We start from the raw sequence: 21867 nt of genomic DNA on the forward strand, positions 1-21867 counted from the left end.
TTATATATTCATATTCTTCATAACGGCCCGTTCATAGACTTTTCGAGTGATGATGTAATACGCCGCCTGAAAGAGAAAATAGATGCCTATGACCGTCACGGCGCTGAAAAACAGATTGGACTTGAGCATATTGCTTAGAGCCTTATACGCAAACGCAGCGTGGATGGAGCCTGCGACAAACGGAATGAAAAAGAGAAATCCCATTTGCTTTCCGAGAATTGCCCGGATTTCCTTTTTCGTTACGCCGATTCTCCGCAGCGCAAACACTTGAATCCGCGTATCTTCGATTTCGGTGAAAAGCCGCAAATACATCATGCTCCCTTGGACCACGAAAAACACGATGCTGATAAACAGCCCGATAAACAGCGTAAGCGCCGTCGCCTGCTTCATCACTTGATAGCCCGGCGCCCTGACCTGAAACGAATCTTTTTGCTCCTTCGGCACCATTTGCTCAAGCTTTTCAGATGCTTTGACTTGATGTTCCCAATCGTTAAGCTCATAGCCTATGATTCTCATCTGTTTGTTAAGGGGCACCGCTTCAGCTGCTTTCTCATACGCTTCCTGGTCGACGACAATTAATTTACTCGCTCTTCCCATATTGAAAAGAATTCCTTTATCCCGCTCTTTTTCCATTTTTAACACGAGGCTCTTCCCGGCTGCCGTTTTGATCTTCACGGGTTTCCCTGTTTCAAAATATCCCGTATTCCCATAGTGGAACGGAAGATTGATAAACGCCTCTCCCTTTTTCAATTGTGCCGGCGGGAGATGCTTTTTTTCGGCAGCCTTATCATAGTCTTTTTCAGAAATCATCACGCCTTCATTTTTCCGCTGTTTCGTGTTGAATGTGACAGGAATCCCCGTCACCTCGATTCGATACTGAACAGAGGCGCCCGCATCTTTAAGAGTGTCTTCCACCATTTCCGGTTTGATGACATGGTATGCCGAAGCGTCTTGCTCAACCCATGCCACGGCCTGCGAAAAGCCGGTTTCCCCCTGATTTTTCAGATCGGCGTAGAACATGTAGATAACACCTGTCGCCGTTAAAATCACGGCTGTAATGATCGACGTCAAAAACAGCATCCGCGCATAATCTTTCAGGCGAAACATGATATTGGAGCGGGTAATGATGTTCGTTCCGCTGTAAAAGCTTGTTTTATGCTTATACAAGCTGCGAAAAATCGCCACGCTGCTTTGCGTAAAAAAGAAATATGTCCCGATCAGGACAAGGATCAAAATCGGAAACACCCGAAAGACCATGTCAACCAACCCGGCCGTTGCCGCGATTGTATAACAGCCGGTGAGGCAAAGCACCGAAAGGACGGTGAGCCATTTGGAATAAGCGGGCATTCCTTTCGGCTGCTGTTTCGCTTTTAACAAGTCGATGATTTGAAGCTTGCGAATCCGCGTTAATGACAGAATCGTCAGCGTCTGAAAGAGGATGCCGAAGCCGGCTGCCGTGATAATCAAAGCCTTCGGAACGACCATAAACGAAATCGGAGCCTTTACATCCATCAAGGCCGTCATCGCCATGAAAAACAGCTTTGAAAATAAAAGCCCGATGCCGATCCCGGCTGCGATCGAAACGAAAGAAATGATCGTCTGTTCGTAATAAATCATTTTGCGCAATTGAAGCTTTGATGTACCGAACAAACTTAATAAACCAAATTCCTTTTTTCTCGCCTGCAAAAATGCGGAATTCGAATACATGATAAAAAAGACGGAAAATACGATAATAACCACTTCAGCAGCATAAAGGCAAACCTTTACAGTTTGTCCTCCGTAAATGTTATCCTCCGTTACATCGGGATGATAAATAAACGAAGAAAAAATAAAAAACACGGAAACGGTAAACACACAGCTTAAAAAATAAGCCAAATAACGCTGAAGATTGCCTTGAACGTTCTTACGGGCGATGGTTCTCATGTTCATGAAAATCACCTCCCAGGACGCTTAACGTATCAAGAATGCTCTGATAAAAATCCTGCCGGTTTGTCCCTTTGCGGATTTCCGAGAAAAATCTGCCGTCTTTAATAAAGACGATCCGTTCGCAAAAGCTTGCGGCGGTCGGGTCGTGGGTCACCATTAAAATCGTCGCTTGTTTTTCGCGGTTCAATTTCGTCAATGAATCCATCACTTGCTTGGCAGACTTTGAATCAAGGTTGCCCGTCGGTTCATCCGCCAACATGAGAGCAGGCTCATGAATCATCGCTCTGGCGCAGGCCGCCCTTTGCTGCTGTCCTCCGGATACCTCGTATGTGCGGTGATTGAGAATGTGGTCGATCTGCAGCGTTCCCGCCAGATCCATCAGTTTTTGTTCCATTTCCTTTAAGCGCACCTTATCCAACGCAAGCGGCAAAAGAATATTTTCCCTGATCGTCAATGTTTCAAGGAGGTTAAAGTCTTGAAAAATGAAGCCGAGCTCGCGCCTGCGGAATAAAGCGAGCTTATGGTCTTTCAGCTTGCCCGGATTTGTACCGTTAATAATCAAATCGCCGTTTGTCGGCTCGTCAATCGTCGCCAGAAGGTTGAGAAGCGTCGTTTTTCCGCTCCCGGAAGGTCCCATCACCCCTACGAATTCACCTTTCTCAACCGATATATTAAAATCGTCCAGCGCCTGATGCGAAAAGCCGCCTTTCTGCGAAAAATACGTTTTTGATAAATGCCTTGTTTCCAATATGTTCATTGTTTCCTTCTCCTTTTTTTCTTTTATTATAAAAAGGAGCGAAAACAACTCCCATCGAATTACCTTGCAAACCGGGCGGCCAACCTTACAATTCTGTCACATTGCCGTGAAGGGTGCTGCTCGTAAAGGAAACCGTCACGGCCGTTCCCTCTCCGGGCTTTGAAAGAGCGCTAAGCTCATGTCCCAAATGGCCGCAAATCTCTTTTGACAAATAGAGCCCCATTCCCGTCGCTTCTTTTTGCGTCCGCCCGTTTTCCCCGGTAAAAAAAGGAGCGAAAATGCGCGGAAGATCGTGCGCCGGGATTCCGATCCCCCGGTCTATAACAGAAACGGACGTCTGATCGCCCGTTTGTTCAACTGCAAATATAATCTCTTCCCCCTTTTGCTGGGGCGAATATTTCAACGCATTGTATATGATCTGCTGAAAGACGACTGTCAGCCATTTTTTGTCGCTGTAAACGATCACGCTCTCGTCCGGTGTCTCTAATTTCGGAAAGAGGCGCCGTTTGATAAACTGCCGCTTCTCCTCATTGATGATATCCCTCAGCAAGCGGACGACGTCTATTTTCTCAGGCTTCACATCAATCGCAAAATGGTCAAGCCTCGCCATATGAAGCATCATGTCCAATCCGCGGCGAAACCGTTCATTTTCCTCTTCAATATCACCGAGTACAGTGCGGAGTGACGCTGGATCAGACTGTTTTCTCCCCTCCTGTATAAGAAGCGAAATGACGGAGACGGGTGTTTTCATATGATGAATCCATTGATTGGTAAAATCGACGTGCTGCTGGCGCTGCCTTGAGTTGCGGGCAAGCTTTTCCCTGTATGATTTATTGATTTTGGCAATCAGCGAAGTCCAGATCCGCTGCTCTTCCGTTTGCGGATGATAGGCTTTAAGCGCTTCCCCCGTCTGCATCTCTGAGACGTCTAGATGCTGTTTTTTTAATTGAAGAAGAAAAGATCGCTGCCTGCCGTAATCGATGGCTAACCCCGCGATAAGAAAAGCGGTCATCAATACGAATACATAGCAGATGTTCGCTCCGGAAATACCGCCGTTCTCAAAAGCGCCGAGCCATACCGCGGCAACGGCAAAAACGATGCCCAGCAGCGAAAACAGAATGAGCCACGCCCGATCGCGTAAATATGTCTTGAACATCCTATTCATCCTTCCGATCCATAGAAAACCGATACCCCTGCCCCCGGACGGTTGCGATGGCATCGTCAATTCCCAGTTCACTGAGTTTTTTTCTTAACCGGTTCACATTGACGGTCAGCGTATTGTCATCAACGAACTCGATTTCGTCCCACAACGCTTCGAGCAGCTCGTCCCTCGAGACGATGCGGCCGTGCTCCTTCACAAAGATCGATAAAAGCTGAAATTCCTTTTGGGAAAGAGAGATGCGCTTGTTCCCGCATTCCGCTTCAAACCGATCAGGATATATGTACAAACCGCCGAGCTCCATCATCTGTGTCTCCTGATGGAGAGCGGATGAGTATTCGCCGTATGTCCGGCGCAGCACGCTTTTCATTTTAGCGAGGACAACCTCAAGGTGAAACGGCTTTGTCATATAATCATCGCCGCCATGCTCAATCGCCATTACCTGATTCAATTCATCAGTCCGGGCTGAAATGAAAATGATCGGCACATTGGAAACGGCGCGGATTTGCCGGCACCAATAAAACCCGTCAAAATACGGGAGGTTAATATCCAAGAGCACCAAATCGGCCTGTTTTTCGATAACTTCCTGTTTTATTCGGTCGAATTCTTGAGCCATGCTGACATGATAGCCGTATTTTTGCAAATGATTGCACAGTATGGAAGCGATCTGTTCATCATCCTCCGCGATGAATATGTTGTACATGTTTGTCACCTTTCATGGAAAATATGATTTACTGAGATGGGAAAGAAGGGCCCTGCGTGTTCACGCCGCCGCCAGAAACAGACGGTGCGCTTTGGATAGGCTGTTTCTTTTGCCGATCGAATGAACACGGCCGCGCCCGCGTCCCGTCTGCTTCCGGAATGTTTCAGTCAAAAAATGCGTCTTCAAAAATCTTCCTGAATTCCTCTTGTTGAATGGCTTCTTTTGAAATGCCGCCGTCTGAGTGTTTTGTTAAATGATCTTTCGACAAAATTAATTTTCCGTCTTTTGTCAGCTTGGACGCAAGCGGATTTTTGTTGAACGGCGAGTCTTCATGGTCAAAAATCGCATCGCGGACATCGGCAAGCACCGCTTCATCGATCGGCTCCAGCGTGAACGCATAGCCCGTCTGCCATCCTTCTCCTTTATCCATTTCAAGAAGGTAGTCTCCTTTTTCCGTCTTCGCTTTTCTGATGCGGTAAACGCCTGTTTTCGACGAAACGGACTCGCCTGTGAACGGAACGGGTTTCAGCGGAAGATTGGCCCCAAAACCGGTATCCAGAAGATAGGTCTCATTTCCTTCCTGAAGGATGACGGCGACGTGCGTTCCTGTCAGCGCCCACTTTCCTTCCTGAGGATGGAAGACGGTTCCCTGAACAAGCTGAACGGAAAAGCCGATTTCCTTCAGCACATAATAAAGAAAGGCGTTCAAATCATAGCACAAACCTCCGCGTTTGTTGTTCAGCAAGGCGTCCGTCAGGCTTTCTTTCGTCATCGGAATCCGTTCTTTATTCAAGACCGCCCCGTTTTCAAAAGGGAACTGCAAAGCAATCAAAGACAAAAACTCCGGCAGATCGGCAAAAGAAACGCCTTGACCCGGCGGGTATCCAATCCTTTTATATAATGCATCAAGCATAGCAGTCATCGCGAATCTCCTTTCCCATTGTGAATGAAAAAGCTAAACCCCGACGGGAGTTTAGCTTTCTTCCTGGACATAATCAGTCAATACCTTAAGGGCGTCTTGCTCATCGGTTCCGTCGGCGATCAGGGTGACCTCCGATCCGGTGCTGACGGCCAGACTCATCAGTCCCATAATGCTTTTGGCATTCACTTTCTTATCTCCCTTTTCTAGAAAAATGTCTGATTGGAAGCGGTTGGCTTCCTGAACAAACAATGCTGCAGGACGCGCCTGCAGTCCCGTTTTCAAACGGACTTCCACTTTTTGTTGAACCATGCGATCTCCCCCACTCCCTGCATTATTTTAAAGAAACCGGCTGTCCCAGCCGCAGCTGTTCGGCAATTTCGTCCAATTTTCTAAGACGGTGATTGATGCCCGACTTGCTGATTTTTCCGCTCGCGACCATTTCCCCAAGCTCTTTTAAGGTCACTTCCTGATAGTCGATGCGGAGCTGTGCGATTTCCCGCAGCTTTTCGGGCAAAGCTTCAAGACCGATTTTCTCATCGATGAATTTAATGTTTTCCACCTGTCTGAGAGAAGCGCCGATCGTTTTGTTTAAATTTGCGGTTTCGCAATTGACGAGGCGGTTCACCGAGTTCCTCATGTCGCGCACGATCCGGACGTCTTCAAAGCGAAGCAGAGAATTGTGTGCGCCGATCACGTTTAAAAATTCGGTGATTTTCTCGGCTTCCTTCAGATAAGTGATATATCCCTTTTTCCGCTCAAGCGTTTTGCTGTTTAAGTGAAACTGGTTCATGAGCCTGCATAATGAGTCATTATGCTCTTTGTACAGCGAAAAAATTTCGAGATGGTACGAAGAGGTCTCAGGATTGTTGACAGACCCTCCGGCCAAAAAAGCCCCTCTCATATAAGATCGCTTGCAGCACCTTTTTTTGACCAGTTCCTCTGAAATGTTTCTCACGATGACAAAGTTCTCTCCGAGTATTTTTAAATCTTCAAGGATGAACTTTGCGTTTTCGATCAAACGCACGATGTAGACGTTATTTTTTTTCAGTCTCATCTTTTTTCGAACCAACAGTTCGACCGAAACCTCATATTGTTTTTTGATCAATGTATAAATTCTTCTTGCGATGGCCGCGTTCTCGGTTTGGACATCGAGAACAACCTTTCTGTTTGAAAAAGAAAGTGAACCGTTCATCCGAATGAGGGCGGAGAGTTCCGCTTTCGCGCAGCAATCCTTGACTTCCAGGTTTGTAAGTTCTTTTTTCGTTTCCGATGCAAATGACATGTTTAGACACCCCCATTCCAAGGCCTGCTATTCTTTTAACAAATCAACAAGAAGCGAAGCGACTTTATGCGTATCATGGCGGATCACGCCGTTTTCATACGTCACGATTTGATCTTTGATCACTTCAAGTCCCATGCTAGACAGAACGTCTATGTTGAACTGAACAGGCTGGGCCGATTCTTTTGCGTATCTTTCCCGAATATCTTCCGGGATTTCCTCTGAATTGACGAGGATCGTATCAATAAAAGGTCCGCCCATGTGCTGATTCAGGGCGTTTACGTGATCGGCAGCGCTGTAGTACAGCGTTTCTCCAGGCTGTGTCATCACATTGCAAATATAGACCTTTTTCGCTGATGCGTTTAAAATTTCCTCTCCGATCTTCGGGACGAGCAGATTGGGCAAAATGCTCGTATAGAGGCTGCCAGGCCCGAGAATGATCAGATCGGCCTCCCGGATCACTTCGATCGTTTCCGGCAAGGGCTCGATTTTTTCCGGGGTTAAAAACACCCTTTTAATCCGCTGTCCGTAAGAAGGAATCGTCGATTCGCCGGATATAATCCGTCCGTCTTCCATCTCCGCATGAAGCACCACGCTTGTATTTGCAGCCGGGAGAACTTTTCCGCGAACATTTAAAACTTTGCTCATTTCGGTAACGGCGTGAAAAAAATCACCGGTTATATTCGTCATCGCCGCCAAAATTAAGTTCCCCAGCGAATGGCCGATTAAATCGCCGCCTTTTTTAAAGCGGTGCTGAAACAGGTCTTCGACGAGCGGCTCCACGTCCGACAATGCAGCCAGCACGTTCCGGACATCGCCGGGCGGGGGGATTTTCAACTCGTTTCTCAAGCGTCCGGAGCTTCCCCCGTCATCGGCGACCGTCACGATCGCCGTGATGTCTACAGGCTGATGCTTTAATCCCCTCAGCAAAACGGAAAGACCTGTCCCGCCGCCAAAGATCGCGATTTTTTTCTGATCTGCCATGCTATTTTCTGCTTTTCTTCTCAATGTCCCGGTGAGTAACATGAGTATAGTAGTCTTTTTTAAAATAATCGGCAATGTATTCAGCAAGGGTCACAGAGCGATGCTGGCCCCCTGTGCATCCGATCGCAATGACAAGCTGGCTTTTTCCTTCGCGTTTGTAGGAAGGAAGCATAAAGCCCAAAAGATCCGTCAGCTTCTCAAGGAACTTCTGCGTTTCGCTCCACTTCATCACATAGGAGGACACTTCCTCGTCCCTTCCGGTCAGCGGCCTCATGCTGTCGATATAATACGGATTCGGAAGAAACCTCACATCGAATACAAGATCAGCGTCAATCGGAATCCCGTATTTAAATCCAAACGACATGACATTGACTGTAAAAGTATGGCGGCCGTGATCGTCCGCAAAATGCTGGACGATCTTTTCCCGAAGATCCCTCGGCTTCATATCGGATGTGTCGTATATGATTTGCGAGCGGCCTTTCAGCTCCTCCAAAAGCTCGCGTTCCGTTTCGATTCCTTCAAGCGGCAGTCCCGTCGTGGCAAGAGGGTGTGACCGCCTTGTCTCTTTGTAGCGCGAAACAAGAACCGAATCCTTTGCATCTAAAAACAAAATACGCGGCGTGATCCACGATGTTTCCCCGATTTCATCGAGAGCCTCGATCAGCCTGTCGAAAAATTCGCGTCCGCGCAAATCCATGACAAGGGCCACCTTGCTCATTTTTGAACTTGATTCCTTCATCAGCTCCAAAAATTTCGGGAGCAGAGACGGCGGCAGATTGTCCACACAGAAAAAACCGAGATCCTCAAAGCTTTGAATCGCAACCGTTTTTCCTGCGCCTGACATTCCAGTTATAATGACCAGCTGAATTTCGTGGCTTCCATTCGCACTCATGCTTCTCCCCCCTAGTTTTTTATTCGCCCTGCGGGTCCAGACGGTAGGACAGCAGTTCAAAATCCGGCGTATACGTAAATGTGCCGTGAAGCAGTCCGCTGCCCTTCAGCATAAAATCAAGGATATGACCATCACCCGGCGCCATCGGCAAATTCTCTATCTCTCCTGCCTGATGCCACTGAATGATCCCTTCTTCAGACTCCTCTACAGGACTTCCTGTATAATGATCGGCGACGAACGTGAACATCATCCATTCTGATACAACCTGATCATTTTCTTTTATGATAAAGGTGAATATTCCTTTTAATTGCGGGTTTAATACGTATAAGCCTGTCTCTTCGCGATATTCCCTGATGACGGCATCCCTGACCGTTTCCCCGCTTTCCATTTTCCCGCCCGGGGCGACCCACCAGCCCCGGCGCGGTTTTTTCAGCAAAAGGACTTGATCATCTGAAATCAGCACACAATTCGTCACTCTTTGCAAGTCTGTCACCCATCCTTTAATTCCAACAATTCTTTTTCTTATTATACCGTTTCCTGATCCCGCTCACAATGAACATGCAGTCCAACTGTAAAAATCGGTTTTTCCGGGCCGCCGATTCTTTTGCCTGGTTCCTCTCATGCCTTCAGGACGCGAATGGAAGCGTTTGCGAAAAAACTTCTTTTCTTCTATTTTACAGCAAAATCCTGATATTCATGTTGTAAATATGAACAAATTGTGAAAATATGTAAAAATTACCCTTGCATAAAAAAAGGGCACGGATCGAAAATCCGCGCCAAAAAATTCATTATAAAAGGGGGTCAATTACTGATTTAATCATAACCAAAAATTGTTTCACTGGTGTTACAGACCGATTAAATCACGATGACGATTAACGGCCGTTATTTTACAGCCTTTTCTTTTTCCTTCAGCTCTTCAATATAATGCTGAACGCTCTGTGCGGCGATGCTTCCGTCACCTGTTGCAGTAACGATCTGGCGGAGCGATTTTTCGCGGATGTCGCCTGCTGCAAAAATGCCTTCGGCTTTCGTCTCCATGCGCTCATTCGTTACGATATAGCCTTCATCGTTTGTGATGCCGAGGTTTTTGAACGGTTCTGACAGCGGCAGCATGCCGATGTAAATAAAGACGCCGTCCGTACGGAATTCTTCTTCTTCGCCGGTAACGGTATCAACGAGCGTCACTTTGCCGACTTTTCCGTCTTGTTCATGAATTTCCTTGACCGTCTTGTTCCAAAGGAAATCGACTTTTTCATTGTCAAACGCCCGCGCTTGAAGAATGCTTTGCGCTCTCAGTTTGTCGCGGCGGTGTACGATCGTTACTTTTGAAGCAAAGCGCGTCAAGTAGACGCCTTCTTCCACTGCGGAGTCTCCGCCGCCGACAACGACGAGCTCTTTGTTTTTAAAGAATGCGCCGTCGCATACCGCGCAGTATGAAACCCCGCGGCCGCCGAGCTCTTTTTCGCCGGGAACGCCGAGTTTTTTGTATTCAGCGCCGGCCGCAATGATAATGGAGCGCCCTTTGAACTCTTTTGATCCCGCTTTAACGATTTTATACTCATCGCCGTTTACGATTTCTTTAATGTCTCCGTACGCATACTCCGCACCGAACTTCTTCGCGTGTTCAAACATTTTATTGGAAAGTTCGGGTCCAAGAATGCTTTCAAATCCCGGATAGTTTTCCACATCCTCCGTGTTGGCCATCTGTCCGCCGGGCACCCCTCTTTCAACCATCAAGGTTGACAGGTTCGCTCTTGATGTATAAACGGCCGCTGTCATTCCTGCAGGACCCGCTCCGATGATGATGCAGTCATAAATTTTTTCTTCTGACACAATGTTCACTCCTTCATGAATCTTCTTGCTGCTTACGCCGGCAAGCAGTCCATTTCTATAAGATTCCCTTCTTGATTCTTCCTTACCCATATCCTATAAAATATCATGAATAAGCGCTATATTTTTGCTCAAAAAACAAAACAGGATGAACCAAGGTTCAGCCTGTTGTTAAAGATGTTCTTTTAATGTACGTTCGTATTTTGAAAGCGTTCCTGGCGAAATTCGGAAAAGCCTTGCCGTTTCGGCTTTCGTCAGACGCTCCTGATGCTCTGTTTTCCAAATGAAGTAGATGGCCGCGGCCAACCCGTCGGCGTTTTTCAGCTGAAGCCCGTAAGCCCTGATTTGCTGAATGACATGAAATATCCAAAAACACATCGCTTCCTGTTCGATCGCGGAACGGTCGGCTTCTTCGATCGCTTTCGCTGTTCTGTATGCGAGACGAGCGTCTTTTGAGGTGACGGCCGTCCCGTTTTCGCCGTACAGCACGAGCCTTACAAACTGATCTTCAAACGACGTTTTGGCCATTTTGGAATCGAGCACGGCTTTCAGCAGTTCTTTTTCCCCTTTTCTCCCGCTTAGGTAGTATGCGGCAAGGCGTTCCTCAAGCGGCCGCTGAACAGGGACTTTTTCGATCCGTTCTTTCCACGGCTCCATCCGTCCGGCAGAAGGATGCTCTTCCTGCATTTTTTTCCACACGGTCTGGGCAAACTGAGTGCGCCCGGTAAAATATGCGGAACAGGCAAGCCAGTAGTAAAAGGTTTCGTCTCCTTCAAATCCCATGCGATAAAGAGATTTGAGCCATTTAAACCCGAGGTCGTACCTGCCGACAAGCGAAAGCGTCGCTCCGAGCTTATACCTCTGCTCAAGCAGCATCGGATAAATATTGGACAGCTGCTGAGAAAGCGTTCTAACCTTTTCGTCTTTTCTTTCATAATGGTAGAAAATAAGAAGATTGCAAAGCGCATGCAGATTGCCGTGGCTCTTTTCCAAAATGTCATAAATCGTCGTCTTCGCTTTTTGGATATCGCCGGCGTAAAAATAGGCAAGCGCCAAGTTATTGTAAGCCGACCAAAATTCCGGATAATCGGCAATGATTTCTTCAAGTATCTTGATCGATTCCTGAAGCTCTCCGCTTTCCAACAGCGATTTCGCCTTGTCCTGCTTGAGGATTAAATCATCCTGGTCGTATTCCGAGTAGCCTGAATCATTTTCTCCCATATCCAATAAATCAAGGAGCTCCGCATTTTCCGCGCTGAACTCGCCGTTCGGATCTTCCTTTAAATAAGTTTCCGCCGCCTTGTAGGCTTCCTGGAAAAGTCCGAGATGAGCATAGTTGTTCGCTTTAAAATAGTAGCACTCGGTCATTTTTTCGTTTATATTTTTTAGAATGAAGTCCAATAGTTCATTTGATTGCTGGTAATAGCCCATCTCTGTATAAATGACGGCAAGCTGACTCAGCATGCCCGTATTTTCAGGTTCAAGAAAAATCGCCCTCTGTATGAGCTTGCTCGCGCGGGATAAATTTCGCTCTCTGTAAGCTTTGAGCCCTTTATGATAAAGATATTGCCCATCCTGAAAAAGCTGAACAATTCTCGCTTTTTTATGATCTTCAGAAGTGTACTTTCCCACAGATACCCTCCATTTCAAACTGTATACCGTGAGTAGTATAACATAGTTTCTCGTAGGCTTAACAGAGCAAAAACAAGGTTTCGAAAATTTTCTCTTCATTTTCCACTTTTGGCTTATCCATTCCTTACATTTATATTGGCTGATCGCTTATTTTTTAATAAAAAAACCCAAACTCATTGATATGCTCCCCTAAAGGTAGACAGATGAAATAAAAAAATCTGTTTGCCTTGGGGGAGTTTTTTCATGGCTGGAAAATGGTTTTCAAAAGAAGAAAAATTGAATATTCTATCAGAATGTGATCAGGGCAATAATTCGGTGAAGGAGATCGCAGAAAAATATGGCATTCATGCCGAAACGATTCGTGAATGGAGAACATCGCATGATATGGCGGGTGTGGAGAGTTTGGAACGTTCAAAGCGCCATAAGTTCTATCCCGCAGAATTAAAATACAATGCCGTGAAAGACTTCTTATCCGGACGCTACTCTCAAAGAGAAATCTCGAGAAAATATAAGATTTCCAGTAAATCCGTACTCATGAAGTGGGTTGAGCTTTATAATGGTCATAAAACGTTAAAAGACAGCGGGAGAGGAAGGAATCGTTTGATGACCAAACGGAAGAACGTTTCATTGGAAGAACGGATTGAGATTGCGAAGGATTGTCTAGCTCATGGAAAGGACTACGCCAGATCAATGGAGATTCATCAAGTCTCCTACCAACAGGTGTATCAATGGGTGAAAAAGTATCAAGAAGGCGGAGAAGAGGCCTTAAAAGACAACCGAGGGAAACGCAAAACCGAAGAAGAACTGACACCTGAAGAAAAAATTCAACGGGAAAACAAACGGCTGGAACAGGAAAATGAGCGTTTGCGCGCAGAGAATGCGTTCTTAAAAAAGTTGGAAGAGATCAAAAGGAGGCGGTTCTAAGTCAGGTTCGGTACGAAGATCGATATCTCGCCATTTTAGAGCTGAATCGAAAAGAAGGCTTTTCTGTCCAAATGTTATGTGAGATTGCCGAAGTTTCGCGCCAGGGGTATTACAAATGGAGGAGCCGAGTACCTTCAGCGAGAGAAAAACAGAATGAAAAGATTATCGCCAAAATGGCGCTACTTCACGAACAAATTGGCGGTATCTACGGATACCGCAGAATGACCTTAAACATGAACCGCCGCTTTAAAGAGCGCCTCAATCATAAGCGCATCTATCGGCTGATGAAAATTGCCAAGCTGGAGTGTGTCATTCGGCGGAAGAAAAAACGTTACGGCAAAGCGACGCCTCAACATGTGTCCGAAAATATCCTGAATCGAGAGTTTAAAGCGGACAAACCAAATCAAAAATGGGTGACTGATGTGACAGAGCTAAAATACGGCCATCGGAAAGCGTACCTCAGTGCCATTTTAGATCTTCATGAGGGAATGGTCGTGTCTTATGTGCTGGGGAAATCCAATAATAACGCCCTTGTGTTTAAAACCTTGAACCAAGCGCTTGAGGCAGCCCCAAACGCACGTCCTCTCCTTCACAGCGACAGAGGTTTTCAATACACGTCCCACCAGTTTAGAAGGATGATTGAAAACGCAAATATGACACAGAGTATGTCCCGCGTCGGCCGCTGTATTGATAACGGCCCCATTGAGTCGTTTTGGGGGAAATTAAAATGCGAGAAATACAGACGGAATTCGTACGAGACATTTGAGGCACTTCAAAGCGCAATTGATGAATATATCCACTTTTACAACCACGATCGTCTACAAGAAAAACTAAACGGCCTCAGCCCAGTGGAATACAGGGCTAAAGCCGTCTAGTGTGTTTTAGTTATTTCCACTGTCTACTTGACAGGGTGCAGATCACATGAAAGGTCTGGATTTTTTTATCGCGCGTTATTTGGATCCTTCGTGGCGTTTTTTCAGCACGCTCAATACGTCATCAAGCGGAAGGGCCTGCTCTCTTAAAAGGACGAACAAATGATAGAGGAGATCTGCTGCCTCCCATTTCAATTCTTCATGATCGCGGTTTTTCGAAGCAATGATCACCTCGGCGGCTTCTTCGCCGACTTTTTTCAGGATTTTATCAATGCCTTCCCGAAATAAATACGTCGTATAGGCGCCTTCGGGCATTTCAGCCTGCCGGCTGGCGATGACGGCTTCGAGCTCATTGATAATAGAGAAACGGCCGCCGCTTGCTTCCCTGCCGTCATTCAAGGATGAGAAGCAGCTGTAGCTTCCCGTATGACAGGCCGGGCCCTGCGGCTCGACAAGCACGACCAGAGCGTCGCGGTCGCAATCGAGGCGGATGTCTCTCACATGCTGAATATTGCCTGAAGTCTCGCCTTTATGCCACAGTTCTCCGCGGGAACGGCTGAAAAACCACGTTTCCTTTGTCTCGATCGTTTTTTCAAACGATTCTTTGTTCATATAGGCCAGTGTCAGCACTTCTTTGCTTGCTGCATCCTGGACGATCGCCGGGATTAAACCCGCTTCATTAAACTTCAATTCGTCTGCCTTTATCATCTTACATTCACCCCGCGCTCTTTTAGATAAGCTTTTACCTCTTTAACCGACGTTTCTTTGTAGTGGAAGATGGAGGCGGCGAGTGCTGCATCTGCTTTGCCTTCTTCAAACACGGCTCTCATATGCTCGGCGTTTCCGGCGCCGCCTGAGGCAATCACCGGAACCGGGACCGCTTCTGACACGAGCTTTGTCAGCTTGTGGTCAAATCCGTTCTTCTCCCCGTCGGAGTCCATGCTCGTCAGCAAAATCTCGCCCGCTCCCCGCTGAACGGCTTCCTTCGCCCATGACACTGCGTCACGATCCGTCTTTTTCCGGCCGCCGTGTGTGTAAACGAAATATTCGTCTTCAGCTTCATCGTATTTGGCGTCAATGGCGACGACGATGCATTGGGAACCGAAAAAGCCGGCGCCTTCGGCAATCAGCTCGGGGCGAAGGACAGCGGCCGTATTGACGGAAACTTTGTCCGCACCCGCTCTTAAAATCGTCTTCATGTCTTCCAGACGGTTGATACCGCCGCCGACGGTGAAGGGAATCGCAAGCTTTGCCGCCACTCTTTCCACAACGTCGACCATCGTTTTTCTTCCTTCATGCGATGCGGAAATATCGAGAAAGACGAGTTCATCTGCGCCTTCTTTGTCGTACACCTCTGCAAGTTCTACCGGATCGCCGGCGTCCTTCAGTTCAAGAAACTGGATCCCTTTGACGACACGGCCGTCCTTTACATCCAAACACGGTATAATGCGTTTTGTAATCACCTGGTCCCCACCCTTTCAAGCGCTTCAGGCACGGTGAATTGATTCGTGTATAAAGCTTTGCCGACGATTGCGCCGCTGACGCCTTCAGAGCCATGAGCCGCCAAAGCTTCCAAATCGCTAAGAGAGCTGACGCCGCCTGAGGCAATAACCTGTTTTCCGGTGGCTCCGGCAAGCTCTACCGTACTGTCAATGTTCGGTCCGGACAGCATTCCGTCTGTCGCAATATCGGTGAAAATAAAAACCTCCGCGCCTTCCGCGGCCAGCTTTCTGCCAAGCTCCACCGCCGTCACGGATGACGTTTCGAGCCAGCCTTCCGTCGAGACAAAACCGTCTCTTGCGTCAAGTCCAATTGCAATATGATGCTGGTACGTCTTCAGCATCTTTTTGACAAACGCCGGATCAGACACGGCCGAGCTACCTAAAATCACTCTTTCTACGCCATTTGAGAGATAGTCATCAACGTCTTTTTCGGTCCTGATGCCCCCGCCGACCTGCACTTTGACATTCAATCGATCCGCGATGGCTTTCACATGAACATCGTTGACTGTTTTGCCTTCTCTCGCGCCATCCAAATCGACGAGGTGGATCCATTCGGCCCCCTGATCTGCAAACAATGCCGCCATCTCAAGCGGGGAATCCCCGTATACCGTTTCCCTTGCATAGTCTCCCTGCACAAGCCTGACGCATTTTCCATTTCTCATATCGATGGCCGGATATATTGTAAACCCGCTCATGCTGTCACCTTCTGTTCTTCTGTCAATTGTTTGAATCGTTTTAAAATCGACATTCCGACGGTGCTGCTTTTTTCAGGGTGGAACTGGGCCCCGTATACATGATCAAGCCCGACGACGGCCGGTACGCGCACGCCGTAATCAGCGCTTGCCAAGAGAGCTTCCTCATCCATCCCGCTGACATAATAGGAATGGACAAAATAAGCGTAGCCTTCGTCAGCCTTCGTCAAAAGCGGTGAATCGCGGTGAATCGCGAGGCGGTTCCAGCCCATGTGCGGTACCTTTAAGCGGTTTCCCGCTTCATCTCGGGCTTCAAGCTTGACGGCCTTCCCTTTTAAAAGACCGAGTCCGCCGGTAATGCCCCGTTCTTCGCTTTCCTCGAACAACAGCTGCATGCCGAGGCAAATCCCGAGAAGAGGCTTCCCTTCACCGACCGCATCCCGTATAAAGGTCTTTAAATCCGTTTTGTTTAAAATCTCCATCGCATCGCGAAACGCGCCGACTCCCGGCAGGATGTAGCTGTCCGCTTTCTGCAGCTCGCTGATCCGCTCTGATACAATATAATCCGCTCCGATCCGCTCCAATGCTTTTGATACGCTGTACAGGTTCCCCATTCCATAGTCAATGACACCGATCATTTACAGCATTCCTTTCGTTGATGGAATTCCTTTCACGCGAGGGTCGATCATCGTGGCTTCGTCAAGCGCGCGGCCAAGCGCTTTAAAAATCGCCTCAATGATGTGATGCGTATTCGTCCCGTAGTGGACGATGACGTGAAGATTCATGCGCGCTTCCAGGGCGAGCTTCCATAAAAATTCGTGGACGAGCTCAGTATCAAATGTTCCGACTTTCCGGCTCGGAAGCTGCGCCCTGAACTCAAGATGCGGCCTGTTGCTCAAATCGACCGCTACCTGGGCGAGCGCTTCGTCCATCGGCACAAGGCTTGATCCGTAGCGTTTAATGCCTTTTTTATCGCCGAGCGCTTCCAAAAGCGCCTGCCCGAGACAAATGCCGATATCTTCTGTCGTATGATGGTCATCGATGTCCACATCGCCTTCGGCCTTGACGGAAAGGTCGAACTGGCCGTGCTTTGTAAATAAGTCGAGCATGTGCGTCATAAACGGCACAGCTGTTTGAATATCCGCTTCTCCTTGGCCGTCAATATTGAAAGACAGCTTAATATCCGTTTCATTCGTTTTTCTTGCCCGTTCGGCTTTTCTCATCAGTCTTCCTCCCCGTTTCTTGATTCGATGGCTCTAGCATGTGCTTCAAGCCCTTCCATTCTGGCAAAAGCGGCTATCCTTTCAGCGTTTTCGCGGAAAGCTTCCTTGCTGTATGAGATGATGCTAGATCGTTTTTGAAAGTCTTCGACGCTGAGCGGGCTTGAAAATCTCGCCGTTCCGTTGGTAGGCAGCACGTGATTCGGACCTGCAAAATAATCCCCGACAGGCTCAGAACTGTAGCGCCCCAAGAAAATCGCGCCGGCGTGCTTGATTTTTCCAAGCAGCGCCTCAGGATTTTCCGTTACGATTTCAAGGTGCTCCGGAGCAAGCTCGTTAACGGCAGTGACGGCGTCATCAATGGTTTCTGCTACATAAATACAGCCGTGATCTTCAATGGACTGCCGGGCAATGTCTTTTCTCGGCAGCTCTTCAAGCTGGCGGTTCACTTCTTTCTGAACGGCTTCAGCGAGTGAATGGGAATCGGTGACCAGAACGCTTGACGCCATCGCATCATGTTCAGCCTGCGAAAGCAGGTCTGCGGCGATTTCACGCGGGTTTGCCGTCTGATCGGCAAGAACGGCGATTTCGCTCGGCCCTGCAATCATGTCGATGTCAACCTGGCCGAATACCTCGCGTTTCGCCAAGGCGACATAAATATTGCCGGGCCCCGTGATTTTATCGACAGGGTATATCGTTTCCGTTCCGTGGGCCAGAGCCGCTATCGCCTGAGCCCCTCCGATTTTGTACATTTCTTTTATGCCGAGCTCAGCCGCCGCGACGAGAACCCCCGGAGACAGCTTCCCGTCCTTTCCCGGCGGAGATGCAAGCACAATTCGGCCGACGCCCGCAACAATTGCAGGAATGACATTCATCAGAACCGATGACGGGTAAGCCGCGGTTCCTCCGGGAACGTAAACGCCAGCCGAATCAAGCGGCGTGATTTTTTGCCCGAGCATCGTTCCGTCTTCTCTGTGGTAAAACCAGGAAGATGCCAGCTGCCGTTCATGATATTCTTTTATATTGGAAATCGCCGCTTTCAGCGTATCCACATCTTCCTGTTTCAGCATGCTGTAGGCTTCCTTGATTTCCTGTTCGGAAACGCGCGGATCGGATACAACGGCTCCGTCAAACCGCTTCGTAAAATCGGCAACAGCCGCATCCCCGCGTTTGATCACCTCGTCAATGATCGTGCGTACAGCTTTTCTTTGTTCTTCCGTTCCGGCGCTGATCGACCTTTTCAGCGAAACAGCGGTATTCCCGCCGATGGATTTGATCTTCATATTATCTATTCCCCTTCCACGATAAGCGCAAGCCTTGAAGCCATTTCATCGATGACATCGTCTTTCATCCGGTAGCTCACGGGATTCACGATAAACCGTGACGTAATGTCGCAAATTTTCTCGGTTTCCACAAGGCCGTTTTCCAAGAGCGTTTGTCCGGTTGACACAATATCTACGATCCGGTCGGCGAGACCGATGAGCGGGGCAAGCTCGATCGACCCGTTCAGCTTAATGATTTCGACCTGCTCTCCCTGTTCCCTGAAATAGCTTGACGCGACATTCGGATATTTCGTCGCCACTCTCGGTGCAACACCGCCTGCAGCAGCCTGCGGCAGACCGGCTACTGCCAGGCGGCATTTGCTGATCTTCAAATCGAGAACCTCGTAGACATCACGCTCTTCTTCAAGCATGACGTCTTTGCCAGCGATTCCGGCATCCGCCACTCCATGCTCCACATATGTTGTGACATCCATCGGTTTAGCCAGGATAAATCGAAGGCTTTCTTCCGGTACATCGATAATCAATTTTCTTGAATCTTCGAATTCTTCGGGAAGCTGATAGCCGGCTTTTCGGAGCAGTCCGGCGGCTTCATCAAAAATCCGTCCTTTCGGCATTGCAATCGTCAATCGTTTACCCATGCTGCTCTTCCTTTCCGGAACCGATAAAATAGGTCACGTTTTGAAAAGATTTCGTCATTTGATCGATGTTTTCGATCCCGGCTAAATCTTGGAGAACGACTTTTTTGCCCCTCCGCCGTTCTTCCTCTGCGAATTGAATGGCCTCTATCCTTTGCTCCGTGCTGAAAATGACGATATCCATTTTTTCTTGTGCATCTTCCGCGTTCAAAGCTTCAAGCAGCCTGTCGATACGGATTCCGAAGCCCGTCGCCGGAGCCGGGGAGTCGAAGCGGCCGAGCAGCTGGTCATAGCGTCCTCCGTTCCCGATCGGAAAGCCGACGTTTTCAGCGTATATTTCAAATAAAATACCGGTATAGTAGCTCATATGACTGACCATGCTTAAGTCGAGCCTGACGTCTTCTGCGCATCCGTAATCGCCGAGTGTCTGCCAAAGAGCTTCAAGCTGTGTAATCGCACTCTTTCCTTGTTCGCAATCGATGATCGCTTTAGCCGAGCCGCACGTTTCAATACCGCCCCTCAGCTTCAGAAGCTCAAGCAGCCTGTTTTTATCGATTGACGATAAATTCAGCGATTTCACGTGTTCGCGGTAGCCGACGTAATTTTTTTCATATAAAAAGCGCCGCAGCACTTGAGCCCTTTCTTCATTTCCCAAAACGTCCATAAATAACGCATCTGCGATTCCGATATGGCCGATCGAAATTTTAAAAGACGTAAGCCCCGCGTTTTTAAGCGCACTAACGACAAGGGCAATCACCTCGGCATCGGCGCTTGATGATCCGTCTCCAATTAGCTCGACCCCGACCTGTTCAAATTCTGCGGGACGGCCGCCTTCGCGTTCCTGCGCTCTGAAAACGTTCGCCGCATACCCGACGCGGATCGGATGATGTTGTTTCAAAAGCTGTGAAGCCGCCACCCTTGCAATGGGCCCTGTCATATCAGGGCGCAGCACAAGCGTCTTCCCTTCCTGATCAAGCAGCTTAAAAAGCTGCTGTTCTAAAATAGCTGACTGCACGCCGACCGTCTCATAAAACTCGAGCGTCGGAGTTTCCACAAATCGGTATCCCCACAGGCCGATCACATCAAGAAGTGCAGAACGCACCCTTTTCTTCGTTTCATAGAGACCGGGCAGCGTGTCTCTCATGCCGTGAGGCTTTTCGAACATAAACATCTGACTTGCACCCCCGTATACGTTTGAAGAAAAATTCCAAATCCTTTAGTTCGATAATATGATAATATGCTAACAGATGAAAGAGTCAAAATCAATAACAGACTGTCCCACTTTTGTTAAAATGATTTCTTTTATTTTAAGAATGCCTTGATGATATAATCGTATAAAGAACAAATTTTTATTCTCTAAAACAGGACGGGAGACTGATATGAAATTCATCAAAGCGCTATTTTCTATTTTTTTCTTAACAGCTTTTGCCTTAGCCATTTTCATACTGTTTTCCAAAGATATGATCGGCCCGTTAATTCACGAAAACAGCCAAGCGAAAACGGGGGGAGAAGAAGTCAAAAGCAAAGAAGCGGACAATACGCTGGACGTGCCGTTAATCAAACAAATGGATGCTCCGAAGCTTTATAACGGATGCGAAGTCGCCAGCCTGGCGATGATCTTAAACTACAGCGGATATGATGTGTCGAAAAATGAACTGGCTCAAAAAATCAATAGAGTGCCGCTCACCTATCAAAACGGCTTAAAAGGAAACCCTAACGACGGATTTGTCGGCGATATGGAAAACGGCCCTGGCCTAAGTGTCTACCACGGTCCGATTTACAAGCTGGCCGCTTCTTATGCGGGCACGAAAGCTATCGACCTGACGGGAAAAAAGCCGGCGGCCATCTATAAACAGCTCAACAAAGGAAGACCGGTCTGGGTCATTACCACCGTAAGATTTGCCCCGGTCAATGATATGCAAACGTGGAATACGCCGTCAGGCAAGGTTGATGTCACCTACAGCGTCCATAGCGTCGCGATTACCGGCTATAATGATAAATACGTTTATTTGAACGATCCTTACGGCTACAAAAACAGGAAAGTCGACAGAAGCAATTTTGAAAAGGCATGGAAACAAATGGGCAGCCAGGCGGTTGTCATCGCTTCATAACAAAGAGGCTGGAATGAATCATTCCGGCCTCTTTTTCATATTATTTGATTCCTTTTTGAACAGCCTGCCAAATGAACTCTGATTCATGACAATAAAGAATATACAGAAACGCCGACGGGGATCTTCATGTTTCTAAGACGACATGCTGCTGATGATTCTGATCCGTATAGGGAAACGTCATCGAAGCTGTCTGTTGATCGTATGACGGACTTGCTTTTGCCTCATTGAATTTCATCCCGCTGCTTCATTGCATTTTGATCCGGATTTGTTACATCCCAATCGTATCCGCAAGAAGGGATTCCCATGATTTCCTTATCAGCGCTTATTTCTTGAACGGCAATCCTGAGGGAGCCTTTCACCCAGCCCATGCTTGGAACAGATCCCGGCTTGCTCCAGCTGCCATGCATACCCACAAACTCTTTTTCATCGTCATACCCCAAAACTTTTTCTATTGATTCTTTGATCACGTTCGAAAATAGCTCTATTTTCACTGGCTAAATAATTAAAAATGAATATACCGATTTTTAATCCGTTTTTAATTTAC

Annotated in this window: 23 protein-coding genes; 2 read left to right on the top strand and 21 right to left on the bottom strand. The window is 47.7% G+C overall.

Features of this window, described 5'->3' with window-relative positions:
* The 12 genes from NSQ39_RS17705 to NSQ39_RS17760 all read right to left on the bottom strand — a co-directional run bounded on the left by NSQ39_RS17705 (window position 1) and on the right by NSQ39_RS17760 (window position 12084).
* Window positions 1-1929, bottom strand: coding sequence for an ABC transporter permease (locus tag NSQ39_RS17705; protein ID WP_046131833.1), 1929 nt, complete (start codon window positions 1927-1929; stop codon window positions 1-3).
* Complete coding sequence (locus NSQ39_RS17710) at window positions 1904-2683, bottom strand: ABC transporter ATP-binding protein (protein WP_046131832.1); 780 nt, start codon at window positions 2681-2683, stop codon at window positions 1904-1906. The genes NSQ39_RS17705 and NSQ39_RS17710 overlap by 26 nt, the downstream gene beginning before the upstream one ends.
* 85 nt (window positions 2684-2768) lie before the next feature.
* Window positions 2769-3839: a sensor histidine kinase gene (locus tag NSQ39_RS17715; RefSeq protein ID WP_046131831.1), complete on the bottom strand. Its 1071-nt coding sequence runs from the start codon at window positions 3837-3839 to the stop codon at window positions 2769-2771.
* A gap of 1 nt (window position 3840) precedes the next feature.
* Entirely contained in the window at window positions 3841-4545 is a 705-nt protein-coding gene (locus NSQ39_RS17720) for a response regulator transcription factor (RefSeq protein WP_175075779.1), read from the bottom strand.
* A gap of 163 nt (window positions 4546-4708) precedes the next feature.
* Window positions 4709-5467, bottom strand: a complete 759-nt coding sequence (locus NSQ39_RS17725) for an arylamine N-acetyltransferase (protein WP_175075780.1) — start codon at window positions 5465-5467, stop codon at window positions 4709-4711.
* 51 nt (window positions 5468-5518) lie between these two features.
* Window positions 5519-5776 (bottom strand): HPr family phosphocarrier protein, encoded by a 258-nt coding sequence (locus tag NSQ39_RS17730; RefSeq protein ID WP_046131828.1) that lies wholly within the window; start codon window positions 5774-5776, stop codon window positions 5519-5521.
* A gap of 22 nt (window positions 5777-5798) precedes the next feature.
* Window positions 5799-6749 (bottom strand): DNA-binding protein WhiA, encoded by a 951-nt coding sequence (gene whiA, locus NSQ39_RS17735; RefSeq protein WP_048354984.1) that lies wholly within the window; start codon window positions 6747-6749, stop codon window positions 5799-5801.
* Between the two features lie 27 nt (window positions 6750-6776).
* Window positions 6777-7730 (bottom strand): gluconeogenesis factor YvcK family protein, encoded by a 954-nt coding sequence (locus tag NSQ39_RS17740; RefSeq protein ID WP_046131826.1) that lies wholly within the window; start codon window positions 7728-7730, stop codon window positions 6777-6779.
* A gap of 1 nt (window position 7731) precedes the next feature.
* On the bottom strand, window positions 7732-8622 hold the full coding sequence (gene rapZ / locus NSQ39_RS17745) for an RNase adapter RapZ (protein ID WP_046131825.1): 891 nt from the start codon (window positions 8620-8622) through the stop codon (window positions 7732-7734).
* 19 nt (window positions 8623-8641) lie between these two features.
* On the bottom strand, window positions 8642-9115 hold the full coding sequence (locus NSQ39_RS17750; RefSeq protein ID WP_096891935.1) for an 8-oxo-dGTP diphosphatase: 474 nt from the start codon (window positions 9113-9115) through the stop codon (window positions 8642-8644).
* Between the two features lie 389 nt (window positions 9116-9504).
* Window positions 9505-10455, bottom strand: a complete 951-nt coding sequence (gene trxB, locus NSQ39_RS17755) for a thioredoxin-disulfide reductase (RefSeq protein WP_046131823.1) — start codon at window positions 10453-10455, stop codon at window positions 9505-9507.
* Between the two features lie 168 nt (window positions 10456-10623).
* Window positions 10624-12084 carry a tetratricopeptide repeat protein gene (locus NSQ39_RS17760; protein ID WP_216898807.1) on the bottom strand — a complete coding sequence of 487 codons (1461 nt, stop codon included), beginning with the start codon at window positions 12082-12084 and terminating at the stop codon, window positions 10624-10626.
* Window positions 12085-12327: 243 nt separating this feature from the next.
* Here NSQ39_RS17760 and NSQ39_RS17765 point away from each other — a divergent pair.
* A protein-coding gene (locus NSQ39_RS17765) for an IS3 family transposase (RefSeq protein ID WP_231947364.1) occupies window positions 12328-13883 on the top strand; the annotation gives its coding sequence in 2 pieces (ribosomal slippage) (window positions 12328-12985 and window positions 12985-13883; 1557 coding nt in all).
* A 75-nt stretch (window positions 13884-13958) separates the two neighbouring features.
* On the opposite strand, the gene hisIE is transcribed toward NSQ39_RS17765, so the two are convergent.
* The 8 genes from hisIE to NSQ39_RS17805 are packed head-to-tail and all read right to left on the bottom strand — an operon-like array spanning window position 13959 to window position 20383.
* On the bottom strand, window positions 13959-14588 hold the full coding sequence (hisIE, locus tag NSQ39_RS17770) for a bifunctional phosphoribosyl-AMP cyclohydrolase/phosphoribosyl-ATP diphosphatase HisIE (RefSeq protein WP_046129498.1): 630 nt from the start codon (window positions 14586-14588) through the stop codon (window positions 13959-13961).
* Window positions 14585-15343: an imidazole glycerol phosphate synthase subunit HisF gene (gene hisF / locus NSQ39_RS17775; protein ID WP_046129497.1), complete on the bottom strand. Its 759-nt coding sequence runs from the start codon at window positions 15341-15343 to the stop codon at window positions 14585-14587. The genes hisIE and hisF overlap by 4 nt, the downstream gene beginning before the upstream one ends.
* Entirely contained in the window at window positions 15340-16077 is a 738-nt protein-coding gene (gene hisA / locus NSQ39_RS17780) for a 1-(5-phosphoribosyl)-5-[(5-phosphoribosylamino)methylideneamino]imidazole-4-carboxamide isomerase (protein ID WP_046129496.1), read from the bottom strand. Before hisA ends, hisF begins: the two co-directional genes overlap by 4 nt.
* On the bottom strand, window positions 16074-16712 hold the full coding sequence (gene hisH / locus NSQ39_RS17785) for an imidazole glycerol phosphate synthase subunit HisH (RefSeq protein ID WP_046129495.1): 639 nt from the start codon (window positions 16710-16712) through the stop codon (window positions 16074-16076). Before hisH ends, hisA begins: the two co-directional genes overlap by 4 nt.
* Window positions 16713-17297, bottom strand: coding sequence for an imidazoleglycerol-phosphate dehydratase HisB (gene hisB / locus NSQ39_RS17790; RefSeq protein WP_046129494.1), 585 nt, complete (start codon window positions 17295-17297; stop codon window positions 16713-16715).
* Window positions 17297-18577, bottom strand: coding sequence for a histidinol dehydrogenase (gene hisD, locus NSQ39_RS17795; protein ID WP_046129493.1), 1281 nt, complete (start codon window positions 18575-18577; stop codon window positions 17297-17299). The genes hisB and hisD overlap by 1 nt, the downstream gene beginning before the upstream one ends.
* A 5-nt stretch (window positions 18578-18582) precedes the next feature.
* Window positions 18583-19215 (bottom strand): ATP phosphoribosyltransferase, encoded by a 633-nt coding sequence (hisG, locus tag NSQ39_RS17800; RefSeq protein ID WP_046129492.1) that lies wholly within the window; start codon window positions 19213-19215, stop codon window positions 18583-18585.
* Window positions 19208-20383: an ATP phosphoribosyltransferase regulatory subunit gene (locus NSQ39_RS17805; protein ID WP_046129491.1), complete on the bottom strand. Its 1176-nt coding sequence runs from the start codon at window positions 20381-20383 to the stop codon at window positions 19208-19210. Before NSQ39_RS17805 ends, hisG begins: the two co-directional genes overlap by 8 nt.
* Before the next feature lie 208 nt (window positions 20384-20591).
* Between NSQ39_RS17805 and NSQ39_RS17810 the strand changes: the two genes are divergently transcribed.
* Window positions 20592-21323, top strand: coding sequence for a C39 family peptidase (locus NSQ39_RS17810; protein WP_046129490.1), 732 nt, complete (start codon window positions 20592-20594; stop codon window positions 21321-21323).
* A gap of 221 nt (window positions 21324-21544) precedes the next feature.
* Here NSQ39_RS17810 and NSQ39_RS17815 read toward each other — a convergent pair whose 3' ends face one another.
* Complete coding sequence (locus tag NSQ39_RS17815) at window positions 21545-21730, bottom strand: hypothetical protein (protein ID WP_157759346.1); 186 nt, start codon at window positions 21728-21730, stop codon at window positions 21545-21547.
* Between the last annotated feature and the right edge of the window lie 137 nt (window positions 21731-21867).

This window comes from Bacillus sp. FSL W8-0848 (assembly GCF_038007805.1).
Lineage (GTDB): Bacteria > Bacillota > Bacilli > Bacillales > Bacillaceae > Bacillus > Bacillus glycinifermentans.